The sequence below is a fragment of the Streptomyces sp. NPDC042102 genome, assembly GCF_055582305.1.
In genome coordinates this window covers 447,593-467,367 of the sequence record NZ_JBVJDL010000003.1, presented here as the reverse complement: position 1 = coordinate 467,367, position 19,775 = coordinate 447,593, and the positions used below count along the sequence as shown (strand labels likewise).

Sequence of the window (19,775 nt, the reverse complement as noted above, 5' to 3'; positions counted from 1 at the left end):
CCGGGGCCGGGGACATCCCGCCCAGGCCCGGGTACGAGGTCCACCCAAGGCCCGGCCCGGCACGGCAACCGCCCGGAGCCCGGCACGAAGCCGCACCTGAGAGCCGGGACGGAACCCCAGGCCCGGCACGGAACCCGCCCGAGACCCGGCACGGAACCCACCCGGGGCCCGGTACGAAGCCGCGCCCGGGGCCCGGAGCAGGACCCGCCCGGGGCCCGGCGCAGGGGCCCACCCCAGGCCCGGCACGGGGTCCGCCCGAGACACGGCACAGGGCCCGCCCACCCGGGGGCCCGGCACGCGGCCCGCCCGAGGCCCGGACGCGGCCCCGCCCGAGACCCGGCACGGAGCCAACCCGAGACCCGGCACGGGATCCACCCGAAACCGGCACCGAGCCCACCCGGCCCGGCACGGGATCCATCCCGAGACCCGGCACGGGCCCTCCGAGGCCCAGCACGAGGCCACTCGAGACCCGGCACGGGCCCCCCGGGGTCCAGCACGAGGCCGCCCGAGGCCCGGTTACGAAGCCGCGCCCGGGGCCCGGGCACAGGGCCCGCCCGGGGCCCGGCGCAGGGGCCCGCCCGGGGCCCGGCGCAGGGGCCCGCCCCGGGCACGGCACGGGGCCCGCACGGGCCCCGTCCCCGGTCCCCGCCCCGCCGGGAGGCCGCAAATCGTCGGAAACGACAAGGCAACGATCCGAACACCGTGAGCTGTGCCATCTACGCGCGTAGGCCAGAACGAGCTACCCTCGTCCGCGTGAACGCATCTGTTACCGACCCCCACGCCGCCGCCGACGCCGCGGCCGCGCGTCTGCGTGAGCTCACCGGCGCCGAGACCCACGATGTCGCCCTCGTCATGGGCTCCGGCTGGGCGCCCGCCGCCGAGGCGCTCGGCACGCCCGAGGCCGAGTTCTCCGTCACCGAGCTGCCCGGATTCCCCCCGCCCGCCGTCGAGGGCCACGGCGGCAAGATCCGCTCGTACAAGATCGGCGACAAGCGCGCGCTGCTCTTCCTCGGCCGGACCCACTACTACGAGGGCCGCGGCGTCGCCGCCGTCGCCCACGGTGTGCGCACCGCCGTCGCCGCCGGCTGCAAGACCATCGTCCTGACCAACGGCTGCGGTGGTCTGCGCGAGGGCATGCGCCCCGGCCAGCCGGTCCTGATCAGCGACCACCTCAACCTCACCGCTGCCTCGCCGATCATCGGCGCGAACTTCGTGGACCTGACCGACCTGTACTCGCCGCGCCTGCGCGCGATGTGCAAGGAGATCGACCCCACCCTCGAAGAGGGCGTCTACGTCCAGTTCCCCGGCCCGCACTACGAGACCCCGGCCGAGATCAACATGATCCGCGTCATGGGCGCCGACCTGGTCGGCATGTCCACCGTGCTGGAGGCCATCGCCGCCCGTGAGGCCGGCGCCGAGGTGCTGGGCATCTCCCTCGTGACCAACCTGGCCGCCGGCATCTCCGGCGAGCCGCTCAACCACGAGGAAGTGCTGCAGGCCGGCCGCGACTCGGCCGCCCGCATGGGCGAGCTGCTCACCCAGGTCCTCGCCCGGATCTGAGCCGGACGAGGCGAAGCCCCGCAGCACGCGGCCCCGCGGGGCCGGGCCGGACGGGGCTCAGCCGCACGGAGCGAAGTCGCGACGACGTACGAGGAAGAGGCGGAAGAAGTTGCAGGAGCAGGACGACCTGATCGGCCGGGCGCAGGCCTGGCTGGCGGAGGACCCGGACCCGGAGACGGCCGGTGAGCTGGCACGGCTCATCGAGTCGGGCGACACGGCGGAGCTCGCGGACCGGTTCTCCGGCACGCTGCAGTTCGGCACCGCCGGACTGCGCGGCGAGCTCGGCGCGGGCCCGATGCGGATGAACCGCGCCGTGGTCATCCGCGCCGCGGCGGGCCTGGCGGCCTACCTCAAGGCGCAGGGCCACGCGGGCGGGCTCGTGGTCATCGGCTACGACGCGCGCTACAAGTCGGCGGACTTCGCCCGGGACACCGCGGCCGTGATGACCGGCGCGGGCCTGCGCGCCGCCGTCCTGCCCCGACCGCTTCCGACGCCGGTCCTCGCGTACGCGATAAGGCACCTGGGTGCCGTCGCCGGCGTCGAGGTGACCGCGAGCCACAACCCGCCCCGGGACAACGGCTACAAGGTCTACCTCGGCGACGGCTCCCAGATCGTCTCCCCGGCGGACACCGAGATCGCGGCGCAGATCGCGCGGATCGGTGCGCTGGCGGAGGTGCCCCGGCCCTCGGAGGGCTGGGAGGCCCTCGGTGACGAGGTGCTGGAGGCCTACCTGGCGCGTACGGACGCGGTCCTGACCCCCGGGTCCCCGCGCGGTGTGCGGACCGTCTACACGGCCATGCACGGCGTCGGCAAGGACGTCGTCCTGGCGGCCTTCGCCCGGCACGGCTTCCCGGAGCCGGTGCTCGTGGCCGAGCAGGCGGAGCCGGACCCGGCGTTCCCGACGGTGGCCTTCCCCAACCCGGAGGAGCCGGGCGCGATGGACCTGGCCTTCGCGAAGGCCGCCGAGGCCGGCCCCGACATCGTGATCGCCAACGACCCGGACGCCGACCGCTGCGCGGTGGCCGTCCCCACCGCCGACGGCTGGCGGATGCTGCGCGGCGACGAGGTCGGCGCGCTGCTCGCCGCCCACCTGGTGCGCAAGGGCGCCCGGGGCGTCTTCGCGGAGTCGATCGTCTCGTCCTCGCTGCTGGGCCGGATCGCGGAGGCGGCCGGTGTGGGCTACGAGGAGACCCTCACGGGCTTCAAGTGGATCGCCCGGGTCGAGGGCCTGCGGTACGGCTACGAGGAGGCGCTGGGCTACTGCGTCGACCCCGAAGGCGTCCGCGACAAGGACGGCGTCACGGCCGCCCTGCTGGTGGCCGAGCTGGCCTCGGAGCTGAAGGAGCAGGGCCGTACGCTGACGGACCTGCTGGACGACCTGGCGCTGGAGCACGGCCTGCACGCCACCGACCAGCTGTCGGTGCGCGTCTCGGACCTGTCGGTGATCGCCTCGGCGATGGCCGCGCTGCGCGCCGAGCCGCCGGCGTCGCTGGCCGGCCTGCGGGTGGTGTCCGCCGAGGACCTGACGCGGGGCACGGAGGCGCTCCCGCCGACGGACGGCCTGCGCTACTACCTCGACGGCGCCTACAAGGCCCGCGTGATCGTCCGCCCCTCGGGCACCGAGCCCAAGCTCAAGTGCTACCTGGAGGTCGTGGTCCCGGTCGGCGGCGCCGCCGACCTGGCCCCGGCCCGCACCCGCGGCCAGGAAGTCCTGGACGCGATCAAGAAGGACCTCGCGGCGGCCGCGGGCATCTAGCCCCGCCACGCACCGCCACGCCCGACGGGCCCCGGACCTCAACGGTCCGGGGCCCGTCGCCGTCTGCGTGTCCCCTGCCCCCGTGGCCCCGCCTACCCCACAGGGTGTACGGCCCCCACCACTCTCGTGGTAGGTCGAGTTCAACCCGTGGTGGGGCGAGCGGAGGCGGGCGCGGGGCATAGCTTTCCCTTCGACCGAACTACCTGACCAGGGGGAAAGCCATGGCTTTCGGAAAGTTGGGCAAGAAGTCGGCCGTCACGGCCGCCGTCGCGGGCGCGATGGTCCTCGCACTGCCGTCCGTCGCCCACGCCGCGTGGGAGGGCGGCCGGCACTCCGGCTCGCTGCGGGACGGGTGCGGGAGCGCCACCGGCACCTACCACTGGGAGTACGTCGGCGAGGCCCAGGGCCGCCCGCTGTTCAACACCCGGTGGGACATCACCCCGTACGACTCCTGCGGCAACGACGGCCGCGCCGTCGGGATCTACGCCAAGTACTGGAAGTGGGACGGCTCGAAGTGGGTCGACAGGACCCGGACCTACAACGCCCAGCTGAAGAACACCGACAAGGGCTACAACGTGCGTGACGTCCAGCTCTTCGTCTGCAAGGTCGGCGACGGCAACTCCTGCGTGCCGCTGCATCGCTAGGCCGTGTGTCTTGCGGATCAGGCCGGGCCTGATCCGCAGGACACAGCCTGGGCCGTCGCCCGGAGGGCCGCGGACAGGGCGGGGACGGAGTCAGCCGAGGCGTACACCGTCCTGGCGTCCACCACCCCTGCCGCACCCAGGTCGAGGCGGACGGGCGGATCGAGCCGGATGGCCAGGTTCAGCGAGTCGCTCACGGAGCAGGCCACCGCGTCCGGTTCCCCCGGCACGGCCCGCGGGCCCTTGCCGTCGACGGTCCGGATGACCGGAGCGACGGACCGGACCGCCGAGCGCGGCAGCTCCACGTCCCCGAGGAAGGCGGTACGCAGGACCAGCCGGTCCGCGTCCACCTCGTGGGGGTGCCGCAGCAGCGCGGCCACCAGGGCGAGCCCGCCCAGGATCAACAGGGCCTCGAGCGTCACGTGCACCGGCCGGACGGCCGGCGGCAGCATCGAGGACAGCAGGAACCCTGTCACGACCTCCATGCCGACCAGGGGCAGCACCAGCTGCCGCAGCCCGGCCGAGTGCCGCAGCCCCGGCACCGCCGGCCGCCGCAGCACCACCGCCGCCAGCGACCGGGCCAGCACCCCCACAACGCCGGTTCTGGTCGGCTTCGCCGTCACCGTTCCCGTCACGTGTCCCACCTCGGTCACGGCACCGCCCCCGTCCACAGATTCGCTGGTCAACTCCTCCCAGGATCAGACAGGTTCAAGCCGGAGCAAAGTGACAAATGTCAGCGTTCCGGCAGCGCGCCGGCGGCCTCGGCCGCGGCTCCGGCCCCGGCCGGCACCCATGAGCGGCCCGGGACGTCCCCGACCCCCCGACGTCCCGGGCACCGGCCCGCTCACCGGGCCGTCGTCGGGCCGGTCTCGTGGACCACGCGGTAGGTCGGGGCGCCCGTCATACGGGGTTCCGCGGTGCCCGACAGGCCCGCCAGCGCGGCCTCGATGGCCGCCAGGCGGCCCGCGGTGTCGGAGGTGTCGACGAAGTTGCGGTAGGCCGCCTCGTTCTCCCACGTCACCACGTTGTACACGCGGGTGCCGTCCGTACTGGTGTGGAAGCGGGCCGAGACGAAGCCGGGGTAGAAGCTCACCCAGCGCTCCTGGAGCGGCGCGAAGGCCGCCACGAGCTCGGCCTGGGTGCCCGGACCGTCGACTGTGTAGTCGATGATTGAGACGAACTCCGTCTCCGTGCCGCCGCCCGCATTCGTGCTCGTGTTCGTGTTCGTTTCCATGCCGGGATCATGAATCCTCGACCTCGCTTGAGGTCAAGGGGACTTCGTGGCCCCGGGGCTCGGGCTCGGGGCCGCGCTCGTGCGGACGATCTCGCCCAGCGTCGACGCCGACTCCGGGCGGGAGCGCACCGCCTCCGTGCACTCGAACGCCCGCGGCGGGTCCGGGTCCGGGCCGCCCAGGACCACCGGGCCCGCGCCCGCCGAGACCGCCTCGCTCTCCGCCAGCGTGCAGACGATCTGCGCCAGCGCGACCGGCGGCAGGTCCTCGGGCCGGCGGCTCAGCCGCAGGGTGCCCACCGGGTCACCGGCGCGCGGCGGGGCCACGGTCAGGGCCGGCACGCCCGTACTGAAGCCCGCGTCCCGCTCGTCGCCCGACGGCGCCTTCTCCAGGGCCTCCAGCAGCGCCTGCGCGACCAGTACCACCGGTTCCTTCGACGCCCGCTTCTCCGGTACGGGAACCACCCGGTCCACGCCCACCAGCTGCGAGCCGCAGATCAGCTCCACCGTCGCCCGGAATCCCTGCACCCCGGCCGGCGACGCCTGCGCCGGGGTGTCGCAGGAGACCCGCGACGGGGCCGCGCCCACGTCCACCGGCACCGTCGTCGCCCGGATCCCGCACCCGGACAGCACCAGCATCGCCAGCAGCCCCGCCGGCGCCAGGGCGCTACGCGTCCACGCCGTCACCGGCGATCACCTTCCCCACGTCCACCGGCAGCCGCAGCGTGAACAGCGCGCCGCCGCCCTCCGGACCCGGCGCGTTCTCGGCGGTGATGTCGCCCCCGTGAATGTGCGCGTTCTCCATCGCGATCGAGAGCCCCAGTCCGCTGCCGTCCGAACGCGGCCGCGAGGCGCTCGCCTTGTAGAAGCGGTCGAAGACGTGCGGCAGCACATCGGCCGGGATGCCGGGGCCGTTGTCCTTGACCGCGATGACCAGCCAGTCGTCCGCCACCCGCACCGACACCCGCACCGGCGAGCCGCCGTGCTTGAGGGCGTTGCCGATGAGGTTGGCCAGGATCACGTCGAGCCGGCGCGGGTCCAGGCGCGCCACGATGCCGCGGTCCGCGTCCAGTTCCACCGCGTCCAGCCAGGCCCGGGCGTCGATGCAGGCGGTGACCTGGTCGGCCACGTCGACGTCGTCGAGCACCAGACGGGCCGTGCCCGCGTCGAAGCGGGTGACCTCCATCAGGTTCTCCACCAGGTTGTTCAGCCTCCGCGTCTCGCTGACCACGAGCTCCACCGCCGGTGCGATCATCGGATCGAGGCCGTCGACCTCCTCCTCCAGCACTTCGGTCACGGCTGTCAGCGCGGTCAGCGGCGTGCGCAGTTCGTGCGACATGTCCGCGACGAAGCGCCGGCTGGACTCCTCGCGCGCGCTCATGTCGGCGACCTTCTTCTCCAGCGCCTCCGCCGTCTTGTTGAAGGTGTGCGAGAGGTCGGCCAGTTCGTCCGTACCGGAGACGTCGAGCCGGGTGTCCAGCTCGCCCTCCCCCAGCCGCCGGGCCGCGTCGCCGAGCCGCTGGATGGGCTTGAGGACCGTACGGGCGGCGGCCTGCGCGAGCAGCGCCGAGCCGAGCAGGGCCAGCAGGGTGGCGATGAACAGCGACCAGCCCAGCGCGTTGAGGTCGTCGCGCTCCTGCGCGAGCGACTTGTACATGTAGCCGGTCGGCCCGCCGCCCACGATCCGGGTCCCGCCCACCAGGTACGGGTTGCCCTTGGGCGTCGTGCGCTGCCAGTACATGTGGTACTCGGAGCTGCTGGCCGACGTCGCCTTCGGCTTGTCGTTGACCGCGTGCTGGAGCGTCCCGGGGACGTCGCCCAGCGAGAAGGTGTCGGGGCCGGCGGTCCCGAACACCTTGCGGCCGTCCTTGCGCTCGTGCACGAGCAGCACGCTGTAGCCGGGCGCGCTGCCGGCCATCAGCTCGGCGGTGCGCTGGAGTTCCTCCGGGGTCGGCTCGGCCGGCAGGGCGGCCGCACGGTTCTGCATCTCCTGGCGGAAGTCGCCGAGGGCCGCGTCCTGGGTACGGGTGAGCACGGCCTCCCGGTTGAGCCAGTAGGCGATACCGGAGGCCGATACGGCGGCCGTGAGCGCGACCAGCCCGAACACGACGATGAGCCGCAGCCGCAGGCTGGTCCAGCGCCGGCCCGCGAGCAGCGCGCGGATCACTGCGGGGAGTCCAGGCGATAGCCGACGCCGCGCACGGTCCGGATCAGGGTGGGCGAGGACGGCACGTCCTCGACCTTGGCGCGCAGCCGCTGCACGCAGGCGTCCACCAGGCGGGAGTCGCCGAGGTAGTCGTGCTCCCACACCAGCCGCAGCAACTGCTGGCGCGAGAGGGCCTGGCCGGGCCGGCGGCTCAGTTCGAGCAGCAGCCGCAGCTCGGTCGGCGTGAGCTGGAGGTCCTCGCCGTTCTTGGTGACCGTCATGGCGGCGCGGTCGATGACCAGGGACCCGAACATGGCGGAGTCGCTGGCCTCGCGCTCGCCGCGGCGCAGCACGGCCCGGATACGGGCGTCCAGCACCCGGCCCTGGACGGGCTTGACGACGTAGTCGTCGGCGCCGGACTCCAGGCCGACGACGACATCGATGTCGTCGTTGCGGGCGGTCAGCAGGATGATCGGCAGCTGGTCGGTGCGCCGGATCCGCCGGCACACCTCGAAGCCGTCGATCCCGGGCAGCATGACGTCGAGCACGATCAGATCCGGCCGCTGCTCGCGCAGCAGTTTCAGGCCGTCCTCGCCCGTCGCCGCGGTGGCCACACGGTGACCCTGGCGGGACAGGGAGAGTTCGAGGGCCGTGCGGATGGCGTCGTCGTCCTCGATCAGCAACAGGAAAGGCACCCGCTCATTCTGTCCCATCGGCCGATCGGAGTTCGACCGCCGGGAGCCAACCGTTTTCCGGCCGTCCCACGGCCGCTGTGACAGGGCTGTGACAGTCGGCGGACACCCCGGTTAAGTCGGCCGGGCAATCTTTTGAGCAACGGACCGAAGCTTCACTCCACGACGGGGGGCGCGAGATGAACACGCTGCACAGCACCACCACCAGCGCGGTTGTCACGCGGCTGCACGATGTGAACCGCCGGGCAGGTGTCCGTAACGCACCGGTCGCCCGTCCGCGGCCGGCACATGTCGTAGCCATTGACGCCAAGACGTACGAGACGGTTCCGCAGCCGCGGGACCAGAAGCCGACGTCGGCGTCGGAGGCGGAGTTCACGGCGTACGTGCAGGAGCGCCGCGCCGCGCTCTACGCGACCGCCTTCCACCTCACCGGTGACCGGCACGAGGCCGAGGACCTGCTGCAGAGCGCGCTGTTCTCGACGTACCGCGCCTGGGACCGGATCAGCGACAAGGCGGCCGTCGGCGGCTACCTGCGTCGCACCATGACCAACCTGCACATCAGCGCGTGGCGCCGCCGCAAGCTGAACGAGTACCCGACCGAGGAGCTGCCGGAGACGGTGGGCGAGTCGGACGAGATGCGCGGCACGGAGCTGCGCGCGGTGCTGTGGCAGGCGCTGGCCCGGCTGCCCGAGCCGCAGCGCACGATGCTGGTCCTGCGCTACTACGAGGGCCGTACGGACCCGGAGATCGCGGACATCCTCGGCATCAGCGTCGGCACGGTGAAGTCGAGCATCTGGCGCTCGCTGCGCCGGCTGCGCGACGACGACGCGCTGAGCTTCGGTCGTGACGAGACGGAGTCCTTCGAGGAGCTCGTCGCCTAGGAGACCACTGGCCAGGGGGGCCGTCCTGCGGGGGTGGGGCGGCGGCCATGGGGGGAGGAAGCGGGATCGGTCGGCCGGGGGTCCGACTGGTCCCGCTTCTTCACGTCCGCCCCTGGAGCCGGCGCGCCCGGCTCCAGGGGCGTGCCGTGTTCCAGGGGCGTGCTGCGTTCCGGGGCCTGTCCGGCGGATCGGGGTCGCGGATCAGGATCGGACGGGCCGGCCGGACGCTACGCGGCCTGCGGGGCGCGGTGCCGGCCGGCGGCAGCGGCGGCGAGGCGGCCGAGGGCTTCGTCGCGGCCGCAAGGGTGCGCGCCGAGGGCGACGTGCCGTGCGACGATGCCGCGTTCGGCGCGCATCAGGCGCCAGCCCCGTCGCAGCAGGAAGCCGACGGACTTGCGTCCCTCGCGCAGGTCCCGCGCCAGCCGGCGGCGGAAGGTGGTGGCCGGCCGGCCGCGCAGGCAGATGGCGTCGGCGAGCAGGCCCAGTTCCTGGCAGCGGGCCGCGATGTCGGCCGCGAAGATGCCCTCGGCGATGAACAGCGGCGTCCGCGAGATGTCGAGGGTCTCCGCACCGGCGCGGGAACTCGTGGAGATGTCGTACACCGGCACCTGGGTACGGCCCGAGGCGCACAGTTCGGCGACCGCCGCGACGGCGGTGTCCGCGTCCCAGGACAGCGGCGAGTCCCAGTCGATGTCCGAGCTGCCGTCGACCAGCGGGAGGGTCGGGTCGTCGCCCTCCTTGTAGAAGTCGTCGAGGCGCAGCACGGGCAGGCCCGACCGGGCGGCCAGCGAGGATTTTCCGGAGCCCGACGGACCGGTCAGCAGGACGACGCGGGTCGGCAGAGGGGAGGAACAGCTCACGGGACACCAGTGTGAACCATTCCCCCGCGCAGGGGATCCTCCTGATGGCCAGTTGGCATCGATTGGTATCAGGATCACACCCTCCACTACGCTGCGTGCGCACGCGACTACGACCTCAGGTGGATCCCATGGCACGTCACGCAGCACAGCCCTCCGCGCAATCCCCCGCCCAGCCGGCCCCGTCGGCGTCCGTCCTGCGCCGCGCGGCGGGTGTCGTCACCGTGGCCGGAGCGGCCCTGGCCGTGGCGGCCGGAGTCGCGCAGGCGGGCGAGATCTCGGTGCCGCACGCCCTGGCCGGGGTCACCGGCCCGATCGCGAACCTCCAGGTGAACCCGCTGGCCAACACCGGGGTGGACCCGCTGGACAACGGAGTGGGCACCCAGGTCGCCGACTTCCCGCGGGTCGGCACGGACATGCTCACCGGCAGCGTCACGAGCGGCTCGAAGGTGGGCGAACTGCCCGCCAACGCCGTGGGCTCGCTGCTCGCGCCGCTGAGCTCCCGGCAGTAGGCCGGAAATCGACCGCCAGGGCCCCGGGGCCCGCGGGTACGCGAAGGCCCCGGCAGCGCGGGGGTACCTCCCAAGCGTGGCTGGGAGATCGCTGCCGGGGCCGGTCTCGTGGGGATTCCCCTCGTACCGGGACCGCTAGTACGAGGATCCGCCCGAGCCCAGCGAACCCGTGGGGTGCCAGACCGTCTTGGTCTCCAGGAACGCCGTCATGCGGTGCGTGCCCGGGTCGGCGCTCCAGTCGTCCACAGGCTGTGGACGCAGGACGCGCTTGAGGTTGTCGGCCGCCGCGATCTCCAGCTCCTTGGCCAGGGCCACGTCGGCACCCGCCAGGTCGATCGCGTTGACGTCCTGGTGGGACGCCAGGTGCGGGCCCATCTCCGCGGCCTTGCCGGAGAGGATGTTGACCACGCCGCCGGGCAGGTCGGAGGTGGCCAGCACCTCGCCCAGGGAGAGGGCGGGGAGCGGGGACTTCTCGCTGGCGATCACGACGGCCGTGTTGCCGGTCGCGATGACCGGGGCGATCACCGAGACCAGGCCCAGGAACGAGGAGTCCTGCGGGGCGACGACGGTGACGACACCGGTCGGCTCCGGGGTGGAGAGGTTGAAGTACGGGCCCGCGACCGGGTTGGCCCCGCCCACGATCTGGCCGATCTTGTCGGTCCAGCCCGCGTACCAGACCCAGCGGTCGATGGCCGCGTCCACGACCGCCGCCGCCTTCGACTTCGACAGGCCCTCGGCCTCGCCGACCTCGCGGACGAACTGCTCCCGGCGGCCCTCCAGCATCTCGGCGATGCGGTAGAGGATCTGCCCGCGGTTGTAGGCGGTCGCGCCCGACCAGCCGCCGAACGCCTTGCGCGCCGCGACGACCGCGTCACGGGCGTCCTTGCGGGAGGACAGCGGGACGTTCGCCAGCCACTTGCCCTTCGAGTCGCTCACCTCGTACACCCGGCCGCTCTCGGAGCGGGGGAACTTGCCCCCGACGTACAGCTTGTAGGTCTTGAAGACGCTCAGACGAGTCGACTCAGACATCGAGGTAGCCCTCCAGGCCGTGACGGCCGCCTTCGCGGCCGAAGCCCGACTCCTTGTAACCGCCGAACGGCGAGCTCGGGTCGAACTTGTTGAACGTGTTGGCCCACACCACACCGGCGCGGAGCTTGTTCGCGACCGCGAGGATGCGCGAACCCTTCTCCGTCCAGATGCCGGCGGACAGGCCGTACTGGCTGTTGTTGGCCTTGGCGACGGCCTCGTCGGGCGTACGGAAGGTCAGCACCGACAGGACCGGGCCGAAGATCTCGTCGCGGGCGACGGTGTGCGCCTGGGTGACGTTCGTGAAGAGCGTCGGGGCGAACCAGTAGCCGGCCGACGGCAGCTCGCAGACCGGGGACCAGCGCTCGGCGCCCTCGGCCTCGCCGGTCGCCGCGAGGGCGGTGATCCGGGCGAGCTGCTCGGCGGAGTTGATCGCGCCGATGTCGGTGTTCTTGTCCAGCGGGTCGCCCAGGCGCAGCGTGGACAGGCGGCGCTTGAGGGAGTCCAGCAGCTCGTCGTGGATCGACTCCTGGACCAGCAGGCGCGAACCCGCGCAGCAGACCTGGCCCTGGTTGAAGAAGATACCGCCCACGATGCCCTCGACGGCCTGGTCGATGGGGGCGTCGTCGAAGACGATGTTGGCGCCCTTGCCGCCCAGCTCCAGGGTGACCTTCTTGTCCGTACCGGCGACCTGGCGGGCGATGGCCTTGCCGACCGCGGTCGAGCCGGTGAAGGCGACCTTGTTGACGTCCGGGTGCTCGACGAGGGCCGCGCCCGCGTCGCCGTACCCGGGGAGGATGTTCACGACGCCCTTGGGCAGGCCCGCCTGGCGGCAGATGTCCGCGAAGAACAGGGCGGAGAGCGGGGTCGTCTCGGCCGGCTTCAGCACGACGGTGTTGCCGGTCGCCAGCGCCGGGGCGATCTTCCACGCCAGCATCAGCAGCGGGAAGTTCCACGGGATGACCTGGCCGGCCACGCCGAGGGGGCGGGGGTTCGCGCCGTAACCCGCGTGGTCGAGCTTGTCGGCCCAGCCCGCGTAGTAGAAGAAGTGCGCGGCGACGAGCGGGAGGTCCGCGTCGCGGGTCTCCTTGATCGGCTTGCCGTTGTCCAGGGTCTCCAGGACGGCCAGCTCGCGGCTGCGCTCCTGGATGATCCGGGCGATGCGGAAGAGGTACTTGGCGCGCTCGGAACCGGGCAGCGCGGACCACTTCTCGAAGGCCCTGCGGGCGGCCTTGACGGCACGGTCGACGTCGGCCGCGCCCGCCTGGGCGATCTCGGAGAGGACCTCCTCGGAGGACGGCGAGACGGTCTTGAAGACCTTGCCGTCGGCGGCCTCGGTGAACTCACCGTCGATGAAGAGGCCGTAGGAGGGGGCGATGTCGACGACCGAGCGGGACTCGGGAGCCGGTGCGTACTCGAAAAGGGATGCCATGGAGATCAGTCCACCGTCACGTAGTCGGGACCGGAGTAACGCCCGGTGCTCAGCTTCTGGCGCTGCATGAGCAGGTCGTTCAGCAGGCTGGAGGCGCCGAACCGGAACCACTCGTTGGTCAGCCAGTCCTCGCCCACGGTCTCGTTCACCAGGACCAGGAACTTGATCGCGTCCTTGGTCGTGCGGATGCCGCCGGCCGGCTTCACACCGATCTGGATTCCAGTCTGCGCCTTGAAGTCGCGGACGGCCTCGAGCATGAGCAGGGTGTTCGCGGGGGTGGCGTTGACCCCGACCTTGCCGGTGGAGGTCTTGATGAAGTCGGCGCCCGCGAGCATGCCGATCCAGGAGGCGCGGCGGATGTTGTCGTAGGTCGACAGCTCGCCGGTCTCGAAGATGACCTTGAGGCGGGCGGCCGTGCCGTCCTCGCGGACGCAGGCCTCCTTGATCGCCTTGATCAGCTCGTAGGTCTCCAGGTAGCGGCCCGCGAGGAAGGCGCCGCGGTCGATGACCATGTCGATCTCGTCGGCCCCCGCGGCGACGGCGTCGCGGGTGTCGGCCAGCTTGACCGGCAGGGCGGCGCGGCCCGCCGGGAAGGCGGTGGCGACGGAGGCGATCTTGACGTCGGCGCCGTTCAGGGCGGCCTTCGCGGTGGCCACCATGTCGGGGTAGACGCAGACCGCGGCGGTCATCGGGGTGGTGCGGTCGGTCGGGTCGGGATGGACGGCCTTGGCGGCGAGCGCCCGGACCTTGCCCGGGGTGTCCGCGCCTTCCAGCGTCGTCAGGTCGATCATCGAGATGGCCAGGTCGATGGCGTACGCCTTGGCCGTCGTCTTGATCGAACGGGTGCCGAGGGCGGCCGCGCGGGCCTCCAGGCCGACGGCGTCTACGCCCGGCAGCCCGTGCAGGAACCGGCGCAGCGCGCTGTCGGACGTCGTCACGTCAGCGAATGCGGTGAGGGTGGTGGGCATGGTCACCAGATGAGCATATCTACGCGCGTAGCGACCTGTCACCCCCCTCACCGGATCCCGTGCCCTTCGCGACCTTGATCCCTTGCGCGGGGCGGGCCCGGGCCGTGCGCGAGGCGGTCTTGATCGCCGGGCGACCGGGGCCTGGGCGCGTGCGCGCGGCGGGCTCGGTCACGGGGCGGCCACGGCTCGGAACCGGTGCCGCGCGGCGGGCTCGATCACCGGGCGGCCGGGGCCCGGGCGCGTGCGCGCGGCGGGCTCGGTCACCCGGCGACCGGGACCCGGAGCCGGTGCCCATCGCGTCGCCGGGACGGCGTGAGGCAGAATCGGCCGCATGACGAGCCAGCCCCCGCAGCCCTCCGACGAACCGGTCTACGCCGACCGGGTCTACCGCTCCCCCATGGGCATCCTCAGCGGTGTGATGCTGCTGGCGCTCATCGTGTGGGTGTGCGGGGACGCGGTGCTCCGCGGCGACGGCAACGCGCCCTGGTACGGGGTGGCGGCGACGCTGTTCCTGGTGCCGCTGGTGGTGGCCTTCACCCTGCGGCCCGCGGTGTTCTCCAACGACCACCGGCTGCGCATCCGCAACCCCTTCCGCACCATCGAGCTGCCCTGGGGCACCGTCGACGCGGTGCGCGCCGGGTACACCTCCGAGGTCCTGGCCGGTGGCGCGAAGTACCAGATGTGGTCGATCCCGGTCAGCCTGCGCGACCGCAAGCGGGCCAACAAGAAGACGCTGCGCGAGAAGGGCGGCGCGGGCGAGGTCGTGCGCTCCGGCACCGACCAGATCGTCAACGACCTCCAGGAGCTGGCCGAGCGCAGCGCGTCGCTGCCGGCCGCGCAGGGCAGCATCAGCGTGCGCTGGTCGTACGAGATCATCGCCCCGGCCGTCGCCGGTGCGATCCTGCTCCTGGTACTCCTCGTCACACGCTGACGACAGGCGGAACCGCTGCCACCGGGCGCGGCGTCCTCGCAGGTGTGCAGCGTCATGAGGGCGGCGACCGTGCCGCCATACACCTCCGGCTCCGGCTCCTGGGCACCGTCCTGCTCCTCGCCCACCTCGCGCTCGTCGGCTGGGTGACCCTGCGGCCCCTGGACGTGCCGTGGGCGGCCGCCGCCAATCTGGTGCCGCTGGAGGGGATCAGGGCGGATCTCGCGTACGGGCCGCTGGAGGCCGCCCGGCGGCTCGGCGGGTCCCTGGTGCTGCTGGCCCCGGTCGGCGTTCTGCTGCCGCTGGCGGGCGGGCGGCTCGCGCCCACGCCGCTGGCGGCCTGGGCCTCCCTGGTCCGGACGACCACGGCCGGGGCGCTGATCGCGCTCGTGATCGAGATGCTGCAGACCGCCGTGCCCGGGCAGGTCGTCGACGTGGACCACGTCCTGCTCAACACGGTCGGCGTGGCCCTGGCGCACCTGGCCGTCGTACCGGCCCTGCGGGCGCGCGTACGCCGTACCCGGGCCGAGGCCGCCGAGGCCGGCGTGCGCGAAAAGGCCGCCGCGCAGGCCCGGCGGCAGGGGTCCCGGGAAGGGACTCAGGGTCCGACCCCGAGAATTGCCAGGGTCGGGCTCGGCCTGCGGACCGACGTTCTTTCCGCTATCCACCGGGAGTATTGAGGCATAGGGAAAAGTCGGAGCGACGAAGCGTCGCGATCTGCGAAGGAGAAACCATGAGTGCCATGGTGCGCCCCCGTGACGGACGGATGATCGGCGGAGTGTGCGCCGGCCTCGCACGGCGATTCGGAATGGCCCCGTGGACGATGCGGGCCATATTCCTGGCGTCCTGCCTGCTGCCCGGTCCGCAGTTCCTCATCTACATAGCGCTGTGGGTGCTGCTGCCGAACGAGCGCGCGGACTACAGCGCCAAGACCGCCTGGTAACCCACCCGGTCAGCCGGACACGGTCACTCGGTCCTCCGGTCCCGGTCTCCCGGTCACGGCCACCTTGGCCACCCCGGTCATGCCGCCCGGCCCTCCGGCCGCCCGGCGGGGATACCCGGCGGGCGCCCGTCTCAGCCGGTTCCGGCCGCCGCCCCGCGTACCTTCTCCAGCTGCTTGTCCGCCACCTCGTGCGGGACTTCGGCCTTCGCCGGACCGCCCGCCACGTTGAGCGCCATCAGCCGGACGACCGTGGCCCCCTGGCGTACGACGACCAGGTGGACCAGGGCCGAGACGCCCTCGGCGGAGGCGGTCGTGGTCCAGCTGACGCTCTCGTCGCCGTTCGTGGGGTAGGCGACCGCCTTGACGTCGCGGTAGGCGCCGGTGTGCTTCTCGACGGTGGCGGTGAAGCCCGCACCGCAGGCGGCGACGGCTTGCCCCAGGCGGGAGAGCAGCCGCTTGGCGTCGGCCTCGCTGTAGGAGCTGACGGACGCGGAGACGGCGAGGCCGACCTGCTTCTGGGAGCCCACGCCCCGGTTGACGGTCTCGCGCGCGGCCGGGTCGGGCTTGTCGCCCATGGCGTCGGCCAGCGGCTGGCAGGCCTTCTTGTCGGCCTGCGGCTGACCGTTCGGTGCGCTCGGGTTCTTGCCCTGGGCGGAGATCTGGTAGCCGGCGAGATCGCCCTGTTCCAGGGCGGCCTTCTCCAGCGCGCTGCCGCTGCGGGGTGCGGCGGAGGCCGCGGGGGCACCCGGGGCCGCGACAGCGGACCCCTTGGGGTCGGGGCTCGTGGCGGGGGCCGCGCCGCCGCTCGTGCCGCCCGAGCCGCAGCCGGTGGCCGCCAGCAGCAGGGCGGGCAGGAGCGCGGCGGTCGACACCCGTGTACGGGTGGACCGTGTGCGGGCGGAGCGAGGTGCCGCGGCCGTGGCCACCGCGGCGCGCGTCCCCGTGCCCGGCGTGTTCTCGCGCGTTGCCGCGCGTGCCTTCATCCGCATGGCTGCGACCTCGTACCCCGTGCGTCGGCGGGCGGGTGGTGGTGTGCGTGGCGCGGCGTACGACGCGGCGCACACCCGGTCGTCAGGGTGTGCGCCACGAGCGCGCCCGTACGTCTGCGCTGTGGGGCGGTGGTTCAGCCACCGACCGGCAGGTTGCTGAGCGGCAGGCCGCCGAGCAGGCCGGTGGCCTGGCCGACCACCTGACCCGGGTCGCTCGCCGAGGTCGAGTGCCCCTCCGCGCCGGCGGCCTGCTCCTGGCCGGTGAGCGACTTGGTGACGTCCTGCAGCGGGAGGCCCTGGGCGGCGCCGGTCACGGTGCCGAGCGCCTCGGCGGGGCCGATCTCCGGGACGGCGGCCGAGGCGGTGCCGGCGGCGGCCGCAGCGAGGGCGGCACCGACGACGGCGACACCGAGGGACTTGGCAGCTGACTGCTTCATGAAGAGTCCTTGCGACGGGGAATGGAGCGGCTCCGCAAATTAGCCACTCGAAACACCGGCCCGCAAACGTCATCCGATACGAGAAAGCGCCCGGGGGGACGGATCCCCGGGCGCCTTCTTTTGTCATGCCTCGGCTCAGGCCGAGACAGATCCGCTGGTCGAAGCGGTCTGCCGGAACAGCCACTCCGACTTCAGTTCCGCGTAGCCCGGCTTGATCACGTCGTTGATCATGGCGAGTCGTTCATCGAAAGGAATGAACGCGGACTTCATCGCATTGACGGTGAACCACTGCATGTCGTCGAGCGAATAGCCGAACGTGTCGACCAGGTGCTCGAACTCGCGGGTCATGCTGGTGCCGCTCATCAGCCTGTTGTCCGTGTTGACGGTGAGGCGGAAGTGCAGCTTGCGCAGCAGACCGATGGGGTGCTCGGCGTACGAGGCGGCGGCGCCCGTCTGCAGGTTCGAGGTCGGGCACATCTCCAGCGGGATGCGCTTGTCCCGCACGTAGCTCGCCAGGCGGCCCAGCGTGACGCTGCCGTCCTCGGCGACCTCGATGTCGTCGATGATCTTCACACCGTGGCCGAGCCGGTCGGCGCCGCACCACTGCAGGGCCTGCCAGATCGACGGCAGGCCGAAGGCCTCGCCCGCGTGGATGGTGAAGTGGTTGTTCTCGCGCTTGAGGTACTCGAAGGCGTCGAGGTGGCGGGTGGGAGGGAACCCGGCCTCGGCGCCGGCGATGTCGAAGCCGACCACGCCGTTGTCGCGGTAGCGGTTGGCCAGCTCGGCGATCTCCAGCGCGCGGGCGGCGTGGCGCATCGCGGTCAGCAGGGCGCCGACGCGGATGCGGTGGCCGCCCGCCTTCGCGCGGCGCTCGCCCTCGCGGAAGCCGTCGTTGACGGCCTCGACGACCTCTTCGAGGGTCAGGCCCGCCTCGAGGTGCTGCTCGGGGGCGTAGCGGATCTCGGCGTAGACGACACCGTCCTCGGCGAGGTCCTCGGCGCACTCGGCGGCGACCCGGAAGAGGGCCTCCTTGGTCTGCATGACGGCGCAGGTGTGCGCGAACGTCTCCAGGTAGCGCGGGAGGGAACCGGAGTCGGCGGCGTCGCGGAACCAGATGCCGAGCTTGTCGGCGTCGGTCTCGGGAAGCCTGTCGTAACCGACCGCGTCGGCCAGTTCGATGATGGTCCCGGGACGCAGTCCGCCGTCGAGGTGGTCGTGCAGCAGCACCTTCGGGGAACGGCGGATCTGTTCCGGGGTGGGCAGGTTGGGGGTCTCGCTCGTCATCCGGGCACTCTACTCCTACGCGCGTAGAGCGACAGGCCGCCGACAGGGGTCGATACGTAACAGTGACCGTGCGGACGGGTGGCGTACACCTCGGCGTCTGAGACTGTTCCGCCATGGCTACGCATGCGCCGCCGGCGCGCGGGGCCCGCCTGGGGCGGGCGGCCGGCGCGAACGGCACGAGCTCGACGGTCAGTGGTGTGGTGCTCCTGCTTCCCGGAGCGTCCCGGTGGGTCTCCGGTCCGGTGCGGCCGCTGGTACGGGCGCTGGCCCGGGCCGGCGGGCCGCAGGGCCTGGTCACGCACACCGTGCGGCACGGGGAGCGGCCCCGCCCGGAGGCGGCGCGGTGGGCGGCGGACGAGGTGGTCCGCCGGTACGGGGACGTGCCGGTGTGCCTGGCCGGGTACGGGGCGGGCGGCCACGCGGCGCTGACGGCGGCCGGGCACGACGCCGTCAACTCGGTACTGGCGCTGTCCCCTTGTCTGCCGGGGACGGCGGCCGGGGTCTCCCCCGAACCGGTGAAGCAGCTCACCGGACGGCACGTGCTGATCGTGCACGGCACCAACGACGAGCGCAGCGACCCGGAGTTGTCGTACCGGCTGGCGGCGCGCGCGAAGAAGGCGAATCGTTCCACGTGCCGGTTCGAGGTGCACTCGGACGGACACGGGCTGCGCGAACACCAGGACGAAGTGGTGGCGCTGGCCGTCGACTTCGTGCTCGGTTCGGTGTGCTCGGCGCGCTACTCCCGCCCGGTGGCGGACGCGCTCGCGGCGCCGCCGCCGCTGGGTCTGCGGATGCCCCTGGCCTCGGGTTTCGGCCGGTCCCTGCGGGGCTGACCGGCGTACAGTGGGAGACGGACTCGGGGCTGTTCTCTCAACCGGAGGCGGCTGCCATGGCCGGACTGGTGACCAGGAACTTCGAGGCCGCGGACGAGACCCGTCCCTTCGCGGACGGCAAGGGCCGGCTGGATCTGCTCCACACCGACGGCGGCGCGGTGGGCCGCGCGGTCTTCGAGCCCGGCTGGCGGTGGACGCAGCACGTGAAGCCGCTGGCGGGCACGGACACCTGCCAGGCCGCGCACACGGGGTACGTGGTGAGCGGCCGGATGGCCATCGTGATGGACGACGGCGAGCAGGGCGAGGCGAACCCGGGCGACTTCATCCAGGTGACCCCGGGCCACGACGCGTGGGTCATCGGCGACGAGCCGTGCGTGGTGCTGGACTGGACGGGCTTCGCGGACTACGCGAAAGGGGAATCGGGCTGATCGCGAACTCCGCCCCCGGAGCCGGTCGGATTCCAAGCTCTGAGCGAACACCGCCCTCGGAGCCGGCGGTTTCCCACGCTCTGAGCGAACTCCATACCGGCCGCCCTCGACGTCCACAATGATCGTGCTACGGTCCGAAGCATGACGATCGGAAATACGTTCCGGGATTGACGGGCGCCGGTCGGTAAAAGGAAGTCCGGCAGTTTCACCATGGGAAATGACCATGGGAAC

At 72.6% G+C, this 19,775-nt stretch carries 22 protein-coding genes; 10 read left to right on the top strand and 12 right to left on the bottom strand.

What is annotated here, in order from left to right:
• The first annotated feature begins 753 nt into the window (after nt 1-753).
• The 3 genes from ACZ6KO_RS15455 to ACZ6KO_RS15445 all read left to right on the top strand — a co-directional run bounded on the left by ACZ6KO_RS15455 (nt 754) and on the right by ACZ6KO_RS15445 (nt 3,960).
• Nucleotides 754-1,560 (top strand): purine-nucleoside phosphorylase, encoded by an 807-nt coding sequence (locus ACZ6KO_RS15455; protein ID WP_401454837.1) that lies wholly within the window; start codon nt 754-756, stop codon nt 1,558-1,560.
• 109 nt (nt 1,561-1,669) lie between these two features.
• On the top strand, nt 1,670-3,316 hold the full coding sequence (locus tag ACZ6KO_RS15450) for a phospho-sugar mutase (RefSeq protein WP_469304478.1): 1,647 nt from the start codon (nt 1,670-1,672) through the stop codon (nt 3,314-3,316).
• A gap of 221 nt (nt 3,317-3,537) precedes the next feature.
• Entirely contained in the window at nt 3,538-3,960 is a 423-nt protein-coding gene (locus tag ACZ6KO_RS15445) for a hypothetical protein (RefSeq protein ID WP_469304477.1), read from the top strand.
• Nucleotides 3,961-3,977: 17 nt separating this feature from the next.
• Here the strand turns inward: ACZ6KO_RS15445 and ACZ6KO_RS15440 are convergent, their stop codons facing one another.
• The 5 genes from ACZ6KO_RS15440 to afsQ1 all read right to left on the bottom strand — a co-directional run bounded on the left by ACZ6KO_RS15440 (nt 3,978) and on the right by afsQ1 (nt 8,029).
• On the bottom strand, nt 3,978-4,643 hold the full coding sequence (locus ACZ6KO_RS15440; protein WP_469304476.1) for a hypothetical protein: 666 nt from the start codon (nt 4,641-4,643) through the stop codon (nt 3,978-3,980).
• 158 nt (nt 4,644-4,801) lie between these two features.
• Nucleotides 4,802-5,191: an antibiotic biosynthesis monooxygenase family protein gene (locus ACZ6KO_RS15435; protein WP_469304475.1), complete on the bottom strand. Its 390-nt coding sequence runs from the start codon at nt 5,189-5,191 to the stop codon at nt 4,802-4,804.
• A gap of 33 nt (nt 5,192-5,224) precedes the next feature.
• Nucleotides 5,225-5,875: a hypothetical protein gene (locus ACZ6KO_RS15430; RefSeq protein WP_469304474.1), complete on the bottom strand. Its 651-nt coding sequence runs from the start codon at nt 5,873-5,875 to the stop codon at nt 5,225-5,227.
• The gene (locus ACZ6KO_RS15425; protein WP_401454846.1) at nt 5,856-7,355 is read right to left on the bottom strand and encodes a sensor histidine kinase; all 1,500 of its coding nucleotides are present in this window, start codon (nt 7,353-7,355) and stop codon (nt 5,856-5,858) included. Before ACZ6KO_RS15425 ends, ACZ6KO_RS15430 begins: the two co-directional genes overlap by 20 nt.
• On the bottom strand, nt 7,352-8,029 hold the full coding sequence (gene afsQ1, locus ACZ6KO_RS15420; RefSeq protein WP_469304473.1) for a two-component system response regulator AfsQ1: 678 nt from the start codon (nt 8,027-8,029) through the stop codon (nt 7,352-7,354). Before afsQ1 ends, ACZ6KO_RS15425 begins: the two co-directional genes overlap by 4 nt.
• A gap of 176 nt (nt 8,030-8,205) precedes the next feature.
• Here afsQ1 and ACZ6KO_RS15415 point away from each other — a divergent pair, with 176 nt between their 5' ends.
• Nucleotides 8,206-8,907 carry a SigE family RNA polymerase sigma factor gene (locus tag ACZ6KO_RS15415; protein WP_469304472.1) on the top strand — a complete coding sequence of 234 codons (702 nt, stop codon included), beginning with the start codon at nt 8,206-8,208 and terminating at the stop codon, nt 8,905-8,907.
• Between the two features lie 227 nt (nt 8,908-9,134).
• Here ACZ6KO_RS15415 and ACZ6KO_RS15410 read toward each other — a convergent pair whose 3' ends face one another.
• Nucleotides 9,135-9,767: a uridine kinase family protein gene (locus ACZ6KO_RS15410; protein ID WP_469304471.1), complete on the bottom strand. Its 633-nt coding sequence runs from the start codon at nt 9,765-9,767 to the stop codon at nt 9,135-9,137.
• Nucleotides 9,768-9,895: 128 nt separating this feature from the next.
• Between ACZ6KO_RS15410 and ACZ6KO_RS15405 the strand changes: the two genes are divergently transcribed.
• The gene (locus ACZ6KO_RS15405; RefSeq protein ID WP_469304470.1) at nt 9,896-10,276 is read left to right on the top strand and encodes a hypothetical protein; all 381 of its coding nucleotides are present in this window, start codon (nt 9,896-9,898) and stop codon (nt 10,274-10,276) included.
• Between the two features lie 135 nt (nt 10,277-10,411).
• On the opposite strand, the gene ACZ6KO_RS15400 is transcribed toward ACZ6KO_RS15405, so the two are convergent.
• From ACZ6KO_RS15400 to deoC, 3 genes are read right to left on the bottom strand one after another with little or no spacing between them, the layout of a single operon-like run.
• Nucleotides 10,412-11,305: an aldehyde dehydrogenase family protein gene (locus ACZ6KO_RS15400; protein ID WP_469304469.1), complete on the bottom strand. Its 894-nt coding sequence runs from the start codon at nt 11,303-11,305 to the stop codon at nt 10,412-10,414.
• Nucleotides 11,298-12,734, bottom strand: coding sequence for an aldehyde dehydrogenase family protein (locus ACZ6KO_RS15395; protein ID WP_469304468.1), 1,437 nt, complete (start codon nt 12,732-12,734; stop codon nt 11,298-11,300). The genes ACZ6KO_RS15400 and ACZ6KO_RS15395 overlap by 8 nt, the downstream gene beginning before the upstream one ends.
• Before the next feature lie 5 nt (nt 12,735-12,739).
• The gene (gene deoC, locus ACZ6KO_RS15390; protein WP_401455010.1) at nt 12,740-13,702 is read right to left on the bottom strand and encodes a deoxyribose-phosphate aldolase; all 963 of its coding nucleotides are present in this window, start codon (nt 13,700-13,702) and stop codon (nt 12,740-12,742) included.
• Between the two features lie 331 nt (nt 13,703-14,033).
• Here deoC and ACZ6KO_RS15385 point away from each other — a divergent pair, with 331 nt between their 5' ends.
• Genes ACZ6KO_RS15385 through ACZ6KO_RS15375 form a run of 3 tightly spaced genes read left to right on the top strand, consistent with a single transcriptional unit; the run spans nt 14,034 to nt 15,573 of the window.
• On the top strand, nt 14,034-14,633 hold the full coding sequence (locus ACZ6KO_RS15385; RefSeq protein WP_469304467.1) for a PH domain-containing protein: 600 nt from the start codon (nt 14,034-14,036) through the stop codon (nt 14,631-14,633).
• 44 nt (nt 14,634-14,677) lie between these two features.
• Nucleotides 14,678-15,310, top strand: coding sequence for a VanZ family protein (locus tag ACZ6KO_RS15380; protein WP_469304466.1), 633 nt, complete (start codon nt 14,678-14,680; stop codon nt 15,308-15,310).
• A gap of 53 nt (nt 15,311-15,363) precedes the next feature.
• Complete coding sequence (locus ACZ6KO_RS15375) at nt 15,364-15,573, top strand: PspC domain-containing protein (protein WP_469304465.1); 210 nt, start codon at nt 15,364-15,366, stop codon at nt 15,571-15,573.
• Nucleotides 15,574-15,704: 131 nt separating this feature from the next.
• On the opposite strand, the gene ACZ6KO_RS15370 is transcribed toward ACZ6KO_RS15375, so the two are convergent.
• From ACZ6KO_RS15370 to ACZ6KO_RS15360, 3 genes are all read right to left on the bottom strand, one after another.
• Nucleotides 15,705-16,445, bottom strand: coding sequence for a hypothetical protein (locus tag ACZ6KO_RS15370; protein WP_469304464.1), 741 nt, complete (start codon nt 16,443-16,445; stop codon nt 15,705-15,707).
• Nucleotides 16,446-16,696: 251 nt separating this feature from the next.
• Nucleotides 16,697-16,999 (bottom strand): hypothetical protein, encoded by a 303-nt coding sequence (locus tag ACZ6KO_RS15365; RefSeq protein WP_401454869.1) that lies wholly within the window; start codon nt 16,997-16,999, stop codon nt 16,697-16,699.
• A 135-nt stretch (nt 17,000-17,134) separates the two neighbouring features.
• Nucleotides 17,135-18,283, bottom strand: coding sequence for an adenosine deaminase (locus ACZ6KO_RS15360; protein ID WP_469304463.1), 1,149 nt, complete (start codon nt 18,281-18,283; stop codon nt 17,135-17,137).
• Between the two features lie 113 nt (nt 18,284-18,396).
• Here ACZ6KO_RS15360 and ACZ6KO_RS15355 point away from each other — a divergent pair, with 113 nt between their 5' ends.
• Together ACZ6KO_RS15355 and ACZ6KO_RS15350 are read left to right on the top strand one after the other, a co-directional pair.
• Nucleotides 18,397-19,116: an alpha/beta hydrolase gene (locus tag ACZ6KO_RS15355; RefSeq protein WP_469304462.1), complete on the top strand. Its 720-nt coding sequence runs from the start codon at nt 18,397-18,399 to the stop codon at nt 19,114-19,116.
• A 56-nt stretch (nt 19,117-19,172) separates the two neighbouring features.
• On the top strand, nt 19,173-19,544 hold the full coding sequence (locus ACZ6KO_RS15350) for a cupin domain-containing protein (protein WP_469304461.1): 372 nt from the start codon (nt 19,173-19,175) through the stop codon (nt 19,542-19,544).
• Nucleotides 19,545-19,775: the final 231 nt, after the last annotated feature.

Bases quoted from the DNA above. Each gene is read 5' to 3' on its own strand.
- ACZ6KO_RS15445 (WP_469304477.1), top strand. From the start codon at position 3,538: ATGGCTTTCGGAAAGTTGGGCAAGAAGTCGGCCGTCACGGCCGCCGTC.
- ACZ6KO_RS15435 (WP_469304475.1), bottom strand. From the start codon at position 5,191: ATGGAAACGAACACGAACACGAGCACGAATGCGGGCGGCGGCACGGAG.
- ACZ6KO_RS15415 (WP_469304472.1), top strand. From the start codon at position 8,206: ATGAACACGCTGCACAGCACCACCACCAGCGCGGTTGTCACGCGGCTG.
- ACZ6KO_RS15405 (WP_469304470.1), top strand. From the start codon at position 9,896: ATGGCACGTCACGCAGCACAGCCCTCCGCGCAATCCCCCGCCCAGCCG.
- ACZ6KO_RS15400 (WP_469304469.1), bottom strand. From the start codon at position 11,305: ATGTCTGAGTCGACTCGTCTGAGCGTCTTCAAGACCTACAAGCTGTAC.
- ACZ6KO_RS15395 (WP_469304468.1), bottom strand. From the start codon at position 12,734: ATGGCATCCCTTTTCGAGTACGCACCGGCTCCCGAGTCCCGCTCGGTC.
- deoC (WP_401455010.1), bottom strand. From the start codon at position 13,702: ATGCCCACCACCCTCACCGCATTCGCTGACGTGACGACGTCCGACAGC.
- ACZ6KO_RS15385 (WP_469304467.1), top strand. From the start codon at position 14,034: ATGACGAGCCAGCCCCCGCAGCCCTCCGACGAACCGGTCTACGCCGAC.
- ACZ6KO_RS15375 (WP_469304465.1), top strand. From the start codon at position 15,364: ATGAGTGCCATGGTGCGCCCCCGTGACGGACGGATGATCGGCGGAGTG.
- ACZ6KO_RS15365 (WP_401454869.1), bottom strand. From the start codon at position 16,999: ATGAAGCAGTCAGCTGCCAAGTCCCTCGGTGTCGCCGTCGTCGGTGCC.
- ACZ6KO_RS15360 (WP_469304463.1), bottom strand. From the start codon at position 18,283: ATGACGAGCGAGACCCCCAACCTGCCCACCCCGGAACAGATCCGCCGT.
- ACZ6KO_RS15355 (WP_469304462.1), top strand. From the start codon at position 18,397: ATGGCTACGCATGCGCCGCCGGCGCGCGGGGCCCGCCTGGGGCGGGCG.
- ACZ6KO_RS15350 (WP_469304461.1), top strand. From the start codon at position 19,173: ATGGCCGGACTGGTGACCAGGAACTTCGAGGCCGCGGACGAGACCCGT.